A 12,302-nucleotide genomic window follows, 5' to 3' on the forward strand; every position below is an offset into this window, starting at 1 on the left:
CGTCATCATCGAACGGCAGGCTCAGGAAGGTCGGAAATTCGGAGGGCGCTTGCCCAGGAAGGCATCGATGCCCTCGCGGTGCTCGGCGCTGTCGGCATAGTCATACGCGGTGGCCAGCAGCTGCTGTGCCGCCGCGCCGCCACTCTTCAGTGCGGTGAAGGTGGCCTTGTGCAGGCGCGCGGCCTGCGGCGACAGCGCGGCAATGCGCGCCGCATGGGCCTGCGCGGCAGCGGGCACTTCGGCGTCGGGCAGCACGTGCAAGAGAAAGCCGGCGTCGTACAGCCGCTGCGCGCCATGCACGCCGGCGGCCAGCAGCATGTCGCGCGCCAGCACGTCGCCGATGGCGCCATGCACCAGCGCGGCTTCACGCGGCGCCATCGGAAAGCCCAGCTTCGCGATGGGTGCGCCGAACTTCGCCGACGCACCGGCCAGGCGGATGTCGCAGCAGCTGGCGATCTCGACGCCGGCGCCCATGCAGGCGCCTTCGATCTGGGCCACCAGCGGCAGCGGGCAGTCGAGCATCGCCTGCAGCGCGGCCCAGACTTCGTTCTCGTGGAATTCGCGCAGGCTCGCTTCCTCGAAGCGGAACGAGGGGTACTCGGAGATGTCGCCGCCCGCGCAGAAGGCACCGCCCTCCCCGCGCACGACAACGCAGCGCAGCGCGGTGTCGCCGTGCAGGTCGTCGAACACCGCGCGCAGCGCGCGCCACATGGCGCGCGTCATCGCATTGAGACGCCCCGGGTTCGACAGCGTGACGAGCGCCACGGCGCCTTCGCGGCGCAGCGAGACCTGCCGATCGGTCATTCGAGCTTGGCGCCCGAGGCCTTCACGACGGTGGCCCATCGCTTGATCTCGGCGTTGACGAAGCGGCCGTAGGCGGCGTTCGTGACGTTCGGGATCTCGGAGCCGTTCTGGGCCCAGATGGCCTTCAGCTCGTCGGTGCCCAGCGCCTTCTTCATCGTGTCGATGATCTGCGTCTGCGCTTCGGCCGGCGTGCCCTTGGGCGCCCACAGGCCGTACCAGGTGGTGACGGTGTAGTCGGGCAGCCCGACCTCGGCGGCGCAGGGCACGTCGGGGAACGCGGGGTTGCGCTTGGCGCCGGCCACCATGAGCGCCTTGATGCGACCGCCCTTGATGTGCTGCGCCGAGGAACCCAGGCCGTCGAACATCAGGTCGACGTTGCCCGCGATCAGGTCGGACAGCGCCGGGCCCGCGCCGCGGTACGGGATGTGGGTGATGAAGGTGCCGGTCTGCAGCTTGAACAGCTCGCCCGCCAGGTGGTGCGAGGTGCCCGAGCCGGCCGAGCCGTAGTTGAGCTTGCCGGGGTTGCGCTTGGCGGTGGCAATGAGCTCCTGGATGGTCGCGGCCTGCACCCGCTTCGGGTTGACCACCACCACCTGCGGCACGTTGGCCAGCAGCATCAGGGGCACGAAGTCTTTCTCGAGGTCGTAGTCGAGCTTGGGGTAGATCGACGGTGCAATGGCGTGGTGCACGGCGCCCATGAAGAGCGAGTAGCCGTCGGCCGGCAGCTTGGCCGCGATGCTCGCGCCCACGGTGCCGCCCGCGCCGCCGCGGTTGTCGATGACCAGCGTCTGGCCTGCCGCGCGCGAGAACTGGGCCGACAGCGGACGCGCGAAGGCGTCGGTGCCTCCGCCGGCCGGGAACGGCACCACCATGGTCACGGGCTTGGTCGGCCAGCCCTGGGCACGTGCGCCACCGCACAGGGCCACGGCCCCGGCTGCTGCGGCGACGCGCAGCACATCGCGTCGTTGAAAACTCTGTTGCGTCATCTGTCTCGTCTCCTGTCGTCGTCGTTGTAGATGTTGCCGCCCTCCGGCGGTCAAGGTGCGGGCCGCAGCGCTGCCGCGGCGAAGCGAACGGACTCAGCCTTTTTTGAGGAACAGGCCTTCGATGTCTCCCGAAACCGCGATCTTGCCTTCGGCCAGCCAGGTGCGATGGCGGTCCAGGCGCTTGAGGTCGTACAGGTAGTTGACCATGAGGCCGTACGACTGCTTGAGCCCCTTGGCCGACGGGTCGCCGGCCCAGTTGAGCCGCTCGACGCGCGCGCCGTTGCCCAGGTGGAAGCGCGCGACCGGGTCGGCCGGCGTGCCGTCGACCAGCGTGCGGCCCAGGTACTCGGCCGTGACCTGCAGCAGCCACTGGCGCAGCGGCGATTTCGCGTCGAGTTCTGCCGCCGCATCGACCGCGGCCAGCAAACGCTCGGCTGTGGGCGGCACCGAGCCGACGAGGCGGCCGAGTTCGGCTTCGCGCTTCTCGTCCAGGCGCGGCAGCAGTTCGCCGGCGTTCTTGGCGAGCCACGCGCGCAGGCCCGGAATGGGCGACAGCGTGGCGAAGGTCTTCAGGCGCGGCAGCTCGTCCTGCAGGGTCTCGACCACGCGCTTGATGAGCGAGTCGCCGAAGCTCACGCCGCGAAGGCCGGTTTGCGTGTTGCTGATCGAATAGAAGATCGCGGTGGTCGCCTTGGCCGGCTGCACCGGCACGGCGGCCTCGTCGAGCAGCGGCATGATGCCTTCGCTGATGCGGTCGACCAGCGCCACCTCGACAAAAATGAGCGGCTCGTTCGGCAGGCGCGGATGGAAGAAGCCGTAGCAGCGGCGGTCGCTGTCGTCCAGGCGGTTCTTCACGTCGGACCAGCTCTTGATGTCGTGCACCGCTTCGTAGCGGATGAGCTTCTCGATCAGCGAGGCCGGCGAGTTCCAGTCGATGCGGCGCAGCTCGAGAAAAGCCACGTCGAACCAGGTGGAAAACAGGTGCTCCAGCTCGGCCTCGAGCGCGAGCAGGCGCTTGTCGGACTTCAGGCACGGCAGCAGGTCGGCGCGCAGGTCGACCAGAAAGCGCATGCCGCCGGGCTCGACGGCGAAGCGCTGCAGCAGCCGCATGCGCGGCGACACCAGCGCGCGGCGCAGGCGCAGCTCGGCCTGCCCTTCGTCGGGCGTGCCGACGGCGCTCTGGTGCTGGTCGCGCGCGCTCTTGAGCTTGCCCGCGTCGGCGGCGAAATGCTCGCTCATGAGCGCCCAGTAGTCGCGGCGCTCTTCGGGCGAGGCGCCGGCGTAGGCCTGCGCGATGGCATGGGCGCGGCGGCCGCCCTCGACCTCGCTCACGCGCGGGTCGATCACGGCCTGCAGCTCGGCCAGCACGCGGCGCAGCGTGCGCGGCGACAGCGCCTCGTCGGCCTTGCGCAGCGTGGCCTGCAGCCGCTCGGCGGTGGTGCGGGCGCTGGGCTTGGGCGTGTGGCGGGCCGGGCCTTTCGTGGCGCCGTTGCTCGCCACGGGAACCTTGGACGATTCGCCCATGCGCAGGCGCGCCTGGAACCACTCGGTCGCACTCATCGATCTGCTCCTGTGCCGTTGGCTGGATGGGTGGCGCCTGTCACGGCATCACCCTGGATTTCTGCTGTTGCATGACTTCGCGCAAGGCCTCGCGCTGGCGCGTCATGTGGGTGCGCATGGCGGCGTCGGCGCCTTCGCTGTCGCGCGCCTTGAGCGCCGCGAACACGGCCAGGTGCTCCGACAGGCTCTGGTCGAGCCGCCCCGGCGCGTGCAGCTGCTGCAGCCGCGCCAGCTTCAATATCTTGCGCAGGTCGCCGATCACCTGCGCCAACCACTTGTTGTCGGCGAGCTTGATGATCGCCTCGTGAATGATGTGGTTGGTGGCGTAGTAGTCGTTGATGCGCCGCGCCTTGGCGTGGCGCACCAGGCGCTCGTGCAGCGCGTCGAGCTCGTTCAGCTCGGCGTCGCTGGCGTTGCGCGCCGCCTCGTAGGCGCAGCGCCCTTCGAGCAGCGCAATGACCGGAAAGATTTCGTCGAGGTCGCGCTCCGTCACCTCGTTCACGAAGCAGCCGCGGCGCGGCTCGTGGCGCAGCAGGCCTTCGGCCGTGAGCACCTTCAGCGCCTCGCGCAGCGGCGTGCGCGAGATCGACAGCCGCTCGCACAGGGCCACCTCGTCCACGAAGCTGCCGGGCGACAGCGTGCCGTCGAAGATCTGCTCGCGCAGCGTGGCGGCGACTTCGTCGTGGAGGGAATTGGGGACCAGGCGCATGCGTGAAGGACTCGGAAAGTCGGTGGGCGTTTCGCGTAATTTCCTGTAATTACGCATAATTGTGAGTGCATGGTTAACGCAATGCAAGGGCCGCGCCCTGCCCTTGCCGCCCGGAATTACCCTGAGACCGACGAAAAAAACGGCGCGGACCCGAAGGTGCCGCGCCGCGTTGTGCGGGGTGTGGAGAGGTCAGGCGCGCGCGGTGCTGCCCGTCTTGCCGGCCCGGCCGAACCAGATCCACAGCGCGATGCCGCCGATCACCATCGGCACGCTGAGCCACTGGCCCTGGCTCAGGCTGAGGGCGCGCAGGCCCAGGAAATCGTCGGGCTCCCGGAAGTACTCGGCCACGAAGCGCAGCACGCCATAGCCGATGAGGAACACGGCGGCCACCTGCCCCTGCTTGCGCTCCTTGCGCGCATAGAGCCACATCACGACGAACAGCAGCAGCCCTTCGAGCAGGAACTGGTAGACCTGCGACGGGTGGCGCGGCAGCATCGAGCCGCTTTGCGGAAACACCATGCCCCAGGGCAGATCGGGGCTGCTGAAGCGGCCCCACAGCTCGCCGTTGATGAAGTTGCCCACGCGGCCCGCGGCCAGGCCGGTCGGCACGCAGGGCGCGACGAAGTCCATCACCTGCCAGAACGGCCGCGCACGCGAGCGCGCAAACCACACCATGGCGCCGATCACGCCCAGCAGGCCGCCATGGAAGCTCATGCCGCCCTGCCACACATAGAGAATCTCGAGCGGGTGCGTGAGGTAGTACTCGGGCTTGTAGAACAGGCAGTAGCCGAGCCGGCCGCCGACGATCACGCCCATGACGCCCAGGAACAGGATGTCCTCGATGTCCTTGCGTTGCCACACGCCGGCCGTGGCCAGCGAGCGGAACGGCTCGTGGTGCAGGCGGCGCGTGCCCAGAAAGTAAAACAGCGCGAAGGCCGCCAGGTAGGTCAGGCCGTACCAGTGGATGGCCACCGGCCCCAGCTGCAAGGCGATGGGATTGATCTGCGGATACATGAGCATCCGACGATTGTGCCGTGGCGCAATGACGCCGCCGCCACGGGGGCATTCAGGGCAATGTCAGCGCCCGAACTTCCACCACAGCAACCCCGCCACCAGGGCCGGCACCGCGAAGATGAACAGGAAGATCGGCAGCTCCTCGGCCACCGAGTACCCGGCCTTGAGCACGCCCACGGCCATGTTGATGCCCGCGCCGACGAACCACGCCGGAATGAACCACTTGGCCGCAGCGGCCAGCGCCATCGTCGAGCCGTCGCCCATGAAGCGGCCGCCCAGAAGAAACACCACCAGCAGCGCGAAGCCGCCCCCCATCACCATGACTGTGTGCATCTGCGTTGTCCTCCTGGGCGCATCTTGCCGGATATCCGCGGGTCAGCGCGTGGTGTAGCCACCGTTGGCGAAGATGGTCTGGCCCGTGATCCACCAGCCTTCGGTGACCAGGAAGCGCACGATGGGCGCGATGTCCTCGATGTCGGTGAGGCCCTTCTTCGAGTACTTGCTGAGCGCGGCGGCGCTGCTGTGGTACGCCACGGCCTCAGGGCTTTCCTGGCCGTAGAAGAACGGCGTGTCCATCGGGCCCGGCCCGATGGCGTTCACCGAGATGCCGCGGTCGCCGAACTCCTTGGAGGCCGCGCGCGTGTAGTGCTCCACCGCCGCCTTGGCCGCCGGGTAGATGGCATAGAACGGCGTGTAGGCCGCCAGCAGCGAGCTCACCAGCGTCACGATGCTGCCGCCGTCGGCCAGCGTGCGGCCGGCCTGCTGGATGAAGAAGAAGGCCGCCTTGGCATTGGCGTCGAAGCTCTTGTCGTAGTCGGCCTCGGTGATGTCCAGGATCGGCTTCTTGATCACCACGCCCGCCGTGTTGATCGCCAGGTCGACCTGGCCGAAGTGCTTCACGGCCTGGTCGAACAGCTTCACGTTGTTCTCGACCACCGCGAGGTCGCCCTGCACCAGCAGCGTGTCGGCGCCCTTGGCCTTCAGCGCGGCGGCCGTCTGCTCGGCCTCGGCGCGCGAGCCGTCGCTGTTGTAGTGGATGGCGATGCCGCGGGCGCCGCCGTCGACCAGCTGGTGGGCGATGAGGGCACCGAGGTTCTTGCCACCGCCGGCGATGACGGCGACCTTGTTCGTGAGCGTGCGTGCGGACATGGATGGATTCCTCTGAGTGAGTGAAAGACCCGGGACGGGATGTGTGACGAGCCGCCAGTCTATTGATCGCCAAGTTGCAGATAAATCATTCATTCAAGGCTAGACTGTTCTGAAAACTTCGAACAATCAACCCCGCCGCCATGGACCGCATCGAACTCCTCCAGGTCTTCCTGCGCGTGGCCGAAACCGGCAGCTTCACGCGCGCCGCCGACCGGCTGGCGCTGCCGCGCGCCACCATCTCGACCGCCATCCAGCAGCTCGAGGCGCGCCTGGGTTCGCGCCTGCTGCACCGCACCACGCGCCGCGTCGGCCTCACGCCCGACGGGGAGGTGCTGCTCGAGCGGGCCCGTGCGCTGGTGGCCGACATGGAAGACATGGAACAGCAGTTCCAGCCCGCGCACAGCAGCGTGAGCGGCCGGCTCAAGGTCGACGTGCCCAGCCGCATCGCGCGCCTGCTGATCGCGCCGGCGCTGCCCGACTTCTTTGCACGCCACCCGGCGGTCGAACTGGAACTCGGTTCCAGCGACCGCGCGGTCGACCTCGTGCTCGAAGGCGTGGACTGCGCCCTGCGCGTCGGCCCGCTCGCCAGCAGCAGCCTCGTGGCCCGGCCGCTGGGGCATTTCACGCTCATCAACTGCGCCAGCCCCGCCTACCTCGCGCGCCACGGCACGCCACGCACGCCGGCCGACCTGCCGCAGCACGTGGCGGTCAACTACGCCTCGCCGACCAGCGGCCGGGCCGCGCCCTGGGAATGGCAGCTGCGCGACGGCGAGACCCAGACGCTGCGCCTGCGCAGCCAAGTGGCGGCGAACAACGCCGAGACCTACATCGCCTGCGCGCTGGCGGGGCTGGGGCTGATCCAGATCCCGGCCTACGACGTGCGCGAGCACCTCGCGGCCGGCGAGCTGGTGGAAGTGCTGCCCGACGCGCGCGCCGAGCCGCTGCCGGTGCACCTCGTCTACCCGCACCGGCGCAACCTGTCGCGGCGGGTGCAGGCCTTCGCGGGCTGGCTCGACACGCTGCTGGCGGCCACGCTCGATGCGCCCTCGCCCGTTGGCCGGGCGGCGCGCAGCACCTGAGTCCTACGCCGGCACGCGCCCGGCCCGCTCGCGCACGAAGGCCACGAAGCGCGCCAGCGCAGGATGCGAAGCTTGCGCGGGCCACACGAGGCTGGTCTCGCACACCGGCAGCGTCACGCGGCGGCGCCCCACGCCCTTGAACTCGTGGACCTGCCGGTAGACCACGCCCGCGCGCCGGAACTGCATCACGCTGTGCGGCACCCAGGCCGCGCCGATGCCGCCCGACACGAGGTTGACGATGGTCTGCATCTGGATCGCCTCCTGCGCCACCTGCGGCGTGCGCCCAGCCGCGTGGTACAGGTCGAAAATCGCGTCGTGCAGCGAGGGCACGATGCGGCGCGGAAAGATCACCAGCGGCTCGTCCAGCACCTCGGCCAGCGGCACGGGCCGCGCCTCGGCCAGCCGGTGCTGGGCCGGCAGCGCGAGCACCAGCGGCTCCACCTCGACCGGCAGGCAGGCCAGCCCCGGCGGCGCGGCGCCCGGCGAATGCAGCATCAGGCCGGCGTCGATCTCGCCGCGCGCGAAGGCCTCAAGCTGCACGTCGCCGGTGGCCTCGACCAGCTCCAGCGCCACCTCCGGACACAGCACGCGGAACTCGCGCACCCAGGCCGGCAGCTGCTCGAAACCGACCGTCGAAACGAAGGCGATGCGCACGCGCCCCACCTGCCCCGCCGCCGCCGCGCGCGCCCGCGCCGGGAGCGCCTGGGCGCGCGCCAGCAGCTCTCGCACGTCGGGCAGCAGCGCCTCGCCGGCCGGCGTGAGCGCCACGCGGCGGCGTGTGCGGTCGAACAGCACCACGCCCAGCGTTTTCTCGAGCTGGGCAATGGCCTGCGTGACCGGCGGCTGCGTCATGTGCAGGCGCTGGGCGGCGCGGCCGAAGTGCAGTTCTTCGGCCACGGCCACGAACTGGCGCCAGGCGCGCAGGTCGATGAGGGCTTCATTCATATGCCAAGCATATCAATCCACGCTTCAAATTGGATTGGAACCAATCAATCAGAAGTCCGATACTTGGCGCTCCCCTCACGATCTCCCCACGACAGAAGAGACACCATGGACACCAAGACCATCCAGATCAACCGCCGCAGCGCGAACATCACCGAAGGCAAGAGCCGCGCCCCCAACCGCTCGATGTTCTACGCCATGGGCTACGAGGAAGGCGACTTCAAGAAGCCGATGGTCGGCGTCGCCAACGGCCACAGCACCATCACGCCCTGCAACTCGGGCCTGCAGAAGCTGGCCGACGCGGCCATCGCGGGCATCGAGGAAGCCGGCGGCAACGCGCAGGTGTTCGGCACGCCCACCATCTCCGACGGCATGGCGATGGGCACCGAAGGCATGAAGTACTCGCTCGTGAGCCGCGAGGTCATCTCCGACTGCATCGAGACCTGCGTCGGCGGCCAGTGGATGGACGGCGTGCTGGTGGTCGGCGGCTGCGACAAGAACATGCCCGGCGGCCTCATGGGCATGCTGCGCGCCAACGTGCCCGCCATCTACGTCTACGGCGGCACCATCCTGCCGGGCCGCTACAAGGGCCAGGACCTGAACATCGTCAGCGTGTTCGAGGCCGTGGGCCAGAACGCCGCCGGCAACATGAGCGACGAAGACCTGCACGAGATCGAGAAGCGCGCCATTCCCGGCACCGGCTCCTGCGGCGGCATGTACACGGCCAACACGATGTCGAGCGCGTTCGAGGCGCTGGGCATCTCGCTGCCCTACTCGTCGACCATGGCGAACCCGCACGACGAGAAGGCCAACTCGGCCAAGGAATCGGCCAAGGTGCTGATCGAGGCGATCAAGAAGGACCTGAAGCCGCGCGACATCGTGACCAAGAAGGCCATCGAGAACGCGGTGGCGGTCATCATGGCCACCGGCGGCTCGACCAACGCGGTGCTGCACTTCCTGGCCATCGCTCACGCCGCTGGCGTGGAGTGGTCCATCGACGACTTCGAGCGCATGCGCAAGAAGGTCCCTGTGATCTGCGACCTGAAGCCCTCGGGCAAGTACCTCGCGGTCGACCTGCACCAGGCCGGCGGCATTCCGCAGGTCATGAAGGTGCTGCTCAAGGCCGGCCTGCTGCATGGCGACTGCATCACCATCAGCGGCCAGACCATCGCCGAAGTGCTCAAGGACGTGCCCGACGTTCCGCGCGCCGACCAGGACGTGATCCGCCCGATCGACAACCCGATGTACGAAGAAGGCCACCTGGCCATCCTGAAGGGCAACCTGTCGCCCGAAGGCGCCGTCGCCAAGATCACCGGCCTGAAGAACCCGGTCATCACCGGCCCGGCGCGCGTGTTCGACGACGAGCAGTCGGCGCTGCAGGCCATCCTGGCCGGCAAGATCGTGGCGGGCGACGTGATGGTGCTGCGCTACCTCGGCCCCAAGGGCGGCCCGGGCATGCCGGAAATGCTGGCCCCCACGGGCGCGCTGATCGGCGCGGGCCTGGGCGAAAGCGTCGGCCTCATCACCGACGGCCGCTTCTCGGGCGGCACCTGGGGCATGGTGGTCGGCCACGTCGCGCCCGAAGCGGCGGCGGGCGGCACCATCGCGTTCGTGAACGAAGGCGACTCGATCACCATCGACGCGCACGAACTGAAGCTCGAACTCAACGTGCCCGAAGCCGAACTCGCCAAGCGCCGCGAAGGCTGGACGCCGCCGGCCCCGCGCTACACGCGCGGCGTGCAGGCCAAGTTCGCGTTCAACGCCTCGAGCGCAAGCTCGGGCGCGGTGCTCGACAAGTTCTGAAGCGGCATCAGCCCATCATCCACGCGCCGTAGCCGAAGGCCGCAAAGCCCAGGCCGACGATCGCGAAGATGGCCCGGGCTTCGAAATCCATCGCCGGGGGAAAGCTCTGCACGACGAAGTGCAGCAGCGCCCCCGCGCCGATGGTGAGAAAACCCGCACCGAACTGCTTCATCGCACTGTCGTCGGGATAGAGAAACACCAGCGCGAAGCCGGCAAGGAACACCACGTTCGCCAGCACCGTGCCGCGCGTGCGCCATTTCTTCTGCGTGGGCGTCGGCTCGCGCACCGGCGCCGGCCGGCCCCTGCGGCCTTCCTTGAGCGCCATGCCGGTGAAGAACAGGCCGAACATCGTCGGAAAGCCGCCGAAGAGGCCGAGCCCCCAGACGATGCCCCACATGTTCTGGAAATCGGCCACCAGTGCCTGGGCCGGATCGGCGGTGCTGTAGCGCACCTCGACCGCATCGCCCCACTCCTTGTCCGACAGGCTGCCGCCCAGCCCCTTGACGCGGCGCTTCTGCCCGTCGGCGGCGGTGTATTCGACGAGGGGCGCGCGCGTGGTGGTGACGTAGCCCTTGCTGTCCTTGCTGCGCTCTTCCACAAACTCGACCAGGCTGCCTTGCGTGCTGGCCGTGCCCGCGATCGACTGGTAGCGCTGCCAGCCCACCGTGACCGCACCGTACAAGCCGGCGCAGCCGATCAGCAAGGCGCCGATGCCTGCGCCCCAGAAAAAGGTCTTGAAACGACCGACCAGCGCACCGACGGCCGGCCCGACCAGCAGCGACAGCCCGAAGACCAGCAAGGCGTGGGTGGCGGCTTCGTCGTCCATGGCGCGCGTCCTGTCGGCATGCGGCGCGGGTGACGGAGCCGCGGGGTCAGCGGCGCGGGCGCTGTTGCCCGTTGCTGGTGCGCAGGCCCATGTTGGTCTTCTGGCGGTCGATGCGCGCCTGCTTGCGTCGCTCTTCGCGCTCGATGACCTTGCGCTTGGTATAGCCCGACGAATCGGCCCAGGCCCACCAGGCCAGCGCCAGCGCGAACGGGCTCAGCACGAACCACCAGCTCCAGCCGGCGACCATGCCCACTTCGAAATATTTGAGGGCTACACCGAGCAGGCCCAAGAGCAGAAACCACATCGCGAATACCCTCCGAGTTGGTCGGTATCGCCGCCGGTGCGTGTGCACCGCGCTACCTACAATCGCGTTGGATCGAATGTAACTCAGCCCTTACGAAAACAGTCCCCATGAAAAGAACGATGTTGATGGCAGCCCTGGGCCTCGGCCTCGCGGCGCCCGCCTTTGCCGACCTGGCCCTTGCCACGTCGAAGAACTGCATGAGCTGCCACGCGGTCGAACGCAAGGTGCTCGGGCCGTCGTTCAAGGACATCGCGGCCAAGTACAAGGACGACAAGGGCGCGGCCAACTCGCTGGCCACCAAGATCATCAAGGGCGGCTCGGGCGTGTGGGGCCCGGTGCCGATGCCGGCCAACAACCAGGTCAGCGAAGCCGATGCGAAGAAGCTCGCAGCCTGGGTGTTGTCGACGAAGTAACCGGCAGCAAAACGAAGCGCGCGGCGGCGCGCCCAGTCAGATGCTCGGGTTGATGTCGCTGGGCACCGGACGGCGCTCGATGCGGTCTTCGAGCTGCCCGATGTGCGCCGCCACCGTGTTGTCGGTCTGGTCCGAACGCAGCTTGACCGCGCTTTCCAGCTGATCCATGCGCGCCAGCAGCGCCGTGTGCCGGTCGGCGTTGTGCGACATGTGCTGCTTCTCCTGCGCTTCCAGGAAGTTGCGCAGCTCGGTGAAGCGCGAGGCCTCGGCCTTGTCGGCGAGGTCGCGCTGGGTCTGCATTTCCTTCGTGTGGCGCTTGGTCTCCAGCAGCACCGAGCTGTGCAGGTACAGCACGTACACGAGGAAGAAGGCTGCGAGCACGGCCGTGAGCCCCAGCATGATCAGCCCCAGCGGCGCCGACACGCTCATGAAGCCCAGCCACACGTCGGTGGGTGCGGACAACGTGCCCCAGTTCAGCGCGGCAAGCCCCGCGATGAGCAGCACGATGACAAAAAGAAAAGCGGATCTCACGCCCATGTGGCGCCTCCTTGCAAACAACCGATCACGATGACAAAAGCCGCGCGCCTGTCGTGGCACGCGGTGACGACATCGGTTTTACCTCAGCAAGGAGGCCGCTTTGGTGCACATGGCCGCACAAACGGCCATGTCCTACACCTCTGTACAGCGCGTTCGTGACAACTGTTCCGGAATGG

At 68.4% G+C, this 12,302-nt stretch carries 14 protein-coding genes; 3 read left to right on the top strand and 11 right to left on the bottom strand.

The window, feature by feature from the left end; genetic code table 11:
• Nucleotides 1-21 precede the first annotated feature (21 nt).
• From VHAB30_RS11675 to VHAB30_RS11705, 7 genes are all read right to left on the bottom strand, one after another.
• Nucleotides 22-804 carry an enoyl-CoA hydratase/isomerase family protein gene (locus tag VHAB30_RS11675; RefSeq protein WP_159277135.1) on the bottom strand — a complete coding sequence of 261 codons (783 nt, stop codon included), beginning with the start codon at nt 802-804 and terminating at the stop codon, nt 22-24.
• The gene (locus VHAB30_RS11680) at nt 801-1,790 is read right to left on the bottom strand and encodes a Bug family tripartite tricarboxylate transporter substrate binding protein (RefSeq protein WP_062480542.1); all 990 of its coding nucleotides are present in this window, start codon (nt 1,788-1,790) and stop codon (nt 801-803) included. Before VHAB30_RS11680 ends, VHAB30_RS11675 begins: the two co-directional genes overlap by 4 nt.
• A 93-nt stretch (nt 1,791-1,883) precedes the next feature.
• Nucleotides 1,884-3,350: a malonyl-CoA decarboxylase gene (locus tag VHAB30_RS11685; protein ID WP_159277136.1), complete on the bottom strand. Its 1,467-nt coding sequence runs from the start codon at nt 3,348-3,350 to the stop codon at nt 1,884-1,886.
• 40 nt (nt 3,351-3,390) lie between these two features.
• Nucleotides 3,391-4,059: a GntR family transcriptional regulator gene (locus tag VHAB30_RS11690; RefSeq protein WP_062480546.1), complete on the bottom strand. Its 669-nt coding sequence runs from the start codon at nt 4,057-4,059 to the stop codon at nt 3,391-3,393.
• A 189-nt stretch (nt 4,060-4,248) separates the two neighbouring features.
• Nucleotides 4,249-5,079 (bottom strand): prolipoprotein diacylglyceryl transferase, encoded by an 831-nt coding sequence (lgt, locus tag VHAB30_RS11695; RefSeq protein WP_062480548.1) that lies wholly within the window; start codon nt 5,077-5,079, stop codon nt 4,249-4,251.
• 57 nt (nt 5,080-5,136) lie between these two features.
• Nucleotides 5,137-5,406, bottom strand: a complete 270-nt coding sequence (locus VHAB30_RS11700; RefSeq protein ID WP_159277137.1) for a hypothetical protein — start codon at nt 5,404-5,406, stop codon at nt 5,137-5,139.
• A 42-nt stretch (nt 5,407-5,448) separates the two neighbouring features.
• Complete coding sequence (locus VHAB30_RS11705; protein ID WP_070060483.1) at nt 5,449-6,222, bottom strand: SDR family oxidoreductase; 774 nt, start codon at nt 6,220-6,222, stop codon at nt 5,449-5,451.
• A 140-nt stretch (nt 6,223-6,362) separates the two neighbouring features.
• On the opposite strand from VHAB30_RS11705, the gene VHAB30_RS11710 reads away from it, so the two are divergent.
• A complete protein-coding gene (locus tag VHAB30_RS11710) occupies nt 6,363-7,301 on the top strand; it encodes a LysR family transcriptional regulator (protein WP_159277138.1) in 939 nt (312 codons plus the stop codon).
• Nucleotides 7,302-7,304: 3 nt separating this feature from the next.
• On the opposite strand, the gene VHAB30_RS11715 is transcribed toward VHAB30_RS11710, so the two are convergent.
• Nucleotides 7,305-8,246, bottom strand: coding sequence for a LysR family transcriptional regulator (locus VHAB30_RS11715; protein ID WP_159277139.1), 942 nt, complete (start codon nt 8,244-8,246; stop codon nt 7,305-7,307).
• 105 nt (nt 8,247-8,351) lie between these two features.
• Here VHAB30_RS11715 and ilvD point away from each other — a divergent pair, with 105 nt between their 5' ends.
• The gene (ilvD, locus tag VHAB30_RS11720; RefSeq protein ID WP_062482642.1) at nt 8,352-10,046 is read left to right on the top strand and encodes a dihydroxy-acid dehydratase; all 1,695 of its coding nucleotides are present in this window, start codon (nt 8,352-8,354) and stop codon (nt 10,044-10,046) included.
• A 7-nt stretch (nt 10,047-10,053) separates the two neighbouring features.
• Here ilvD and VHAB30_RS11725 read toward each other — a convergent pair whose 3' ends face one another.
• A complete protein-coding gene (locus VHAB30_RS11725; protein ID WP_159277140.1) occupies nt 10,054-10,872 on the bottom strand; it encodes a DUF3592 domain-containing protein in 819 nt (272 codons plus the stop codon).
• Between the two features lie 46 nt (nt 10,873-10,918).
• The gene (locus tag VHAB30_RS11730; RefSeq protein WP_159277141.1) at nt 10,919-11,176 is read right to left on the bottom strand and encodes a TIGR04438 family Trp-rich protein; all 258 of its coding nucleotides are present in this window, start codon (nt 11,174-11,176) and stop codon (nt 10,919-10,921) included.
• Nucleotides 11,177-11,283: 107 nt separating this feature from the next.
• Here VHAB30_RS11730 and VHAB30_RS11735 point away from each other — a divergent pair, with 107 nt between their 5' ends.
• Nucleotides 11,284-11,589 (top strand): c-type cytochrome, encoded by a 306-nt coding sequence (locus VHAB30_RS11735; RefSeq protein ID WP_095745089.1) that lies wholly within the window; start codon nt 11,284-11,286, stop codon nt 11,587-11,589.
• Between the two features lie 36 nt (nt 11,590-11,625).
• Here VHAB30_RS11735 and VHAB30_RS11740 read toward each other — a convergent pair whose 3' ends face one another.
• Entirely contained in the window at nt 11,626-12,126 is a 501-nt protein-coding gene (locus VHAB30_RS11740; RefSeq protein WP_062482638.1) for a hypothetical protein, read from the bottom strand.
• Nucleotides 12,127-12,302: the final 176 nt, after the last annotated feature.

The organism is Variovorax boronicumulans (assembly GCF_009811375.1).
In the GTDB taxonomy this organism is placed as follows: Bacteria; Pseudomonadota; Gammaproteobacteria; order Burkholderiales; family Burkholderiaceae_C; genus Variovorax; species Variovorax boronicumulans.

Bases quoted from the DNA above. Each gene is read 5' to 3' on its own strand.
- VHAB30_RS11700 (WP_159277137.1), bottom strand. From the start codon at position 5,406: ATGCACACAGTCATGGTGATGGGGGGCGGCTTCGCGCTGCTGGTGGTG.
- VHAB30_RS11725 (WP_159277140.1), bottom strand. From the start codon at position 10,872: ATGGACGACGAAGCCGCCACCCACGCCTTGCTGGTCTTCGGGCTGTCG.
- lgt (WP_062480548.1), bottom strand. From the start codon at position 5,079: ATGCTCATGTATCCGCAGATCAATCCCATCGCCTTGCAGCTGGGGCCG.
- VHAB30_RS11735 (WP_095745089.1), top strand. From the start codon at position 11,284: ATGAAAAGAACGATGTTGATGGCAGCCCTGGGCCTCGGCCTCGCGGCG.
- VHAB30_RS11715 (WP_159277139.1), bottom strand. From the start codon at position 8,246: ATGAATGAAGCCCTCATCGACCTGCGCGCCTGGCGCCAGTTCGTGGCC.
- VHAB30_RS11740 (WP_062482638.1), bottom strand. From the start codon at position 12,126: ATGGGCGTGAGATCCGCTTTTCTTTTTGTCATCGTGCTGCTCATCGCG.
- VHAB30_RS11690 (WP_062480546.1), bottom strand. From the start codon at position 4,059: ATGCGCCTGGTCCCCAATTCCCTCCACGACGAAGTCGCCGCCACGCTG.
- VHAB30_RS11705 (WP_070060483.1), bottom strand. From the start codon at position 6,222: ATGTCCGCACGCACGCTCACGAACAAGGTCGCCGTCATCGCCGGCGGT.
- ilvD (WP_062482642.1), top strand. From the start codon at position 8,352: ATGGACACCAAGACCATCCAGATCAACCGCCGCAGCGCGAACATCACC.
- VHAB30_RS11680 (WP_062480542.1), bottom strand. From the start codon at position 1,790: ATGACGCAACAGAGTTTTCAACGACGCGATGTGCTGCGCGTCGCCGCA.
- VHAB30_RS11685 (WP_159277136.1), bottom strand. From the start codon at position 3,350: ATGAGTGCGACCGAGTGGTTCCAGGCGCGCCTGCGCATGGGCGAATCG.
- VHAB30_RS11710 (WP_159277138.1), top strand. From the start codon at position 6,363: ATGGACCGCATCGAACTCCTCCAGGTCTTCCTGCGCGTGGCCGAAACC.
- VHAB30_RS11730 (WP_159277141.1), bottom strand. From the start codon at position 11,176: ATGTGGTTTCTGCTCTTGGGCCTGCTCGGTGTAGCCCTCAAATATTTC.
- VHAB30_RS11675 (WP_159277135.1), bottom strand. From the start codon at position 804: ATGACCGATCGGCAGGTCTCGCTGCGCCGCGAAGGCGCCGTGGCGCTC.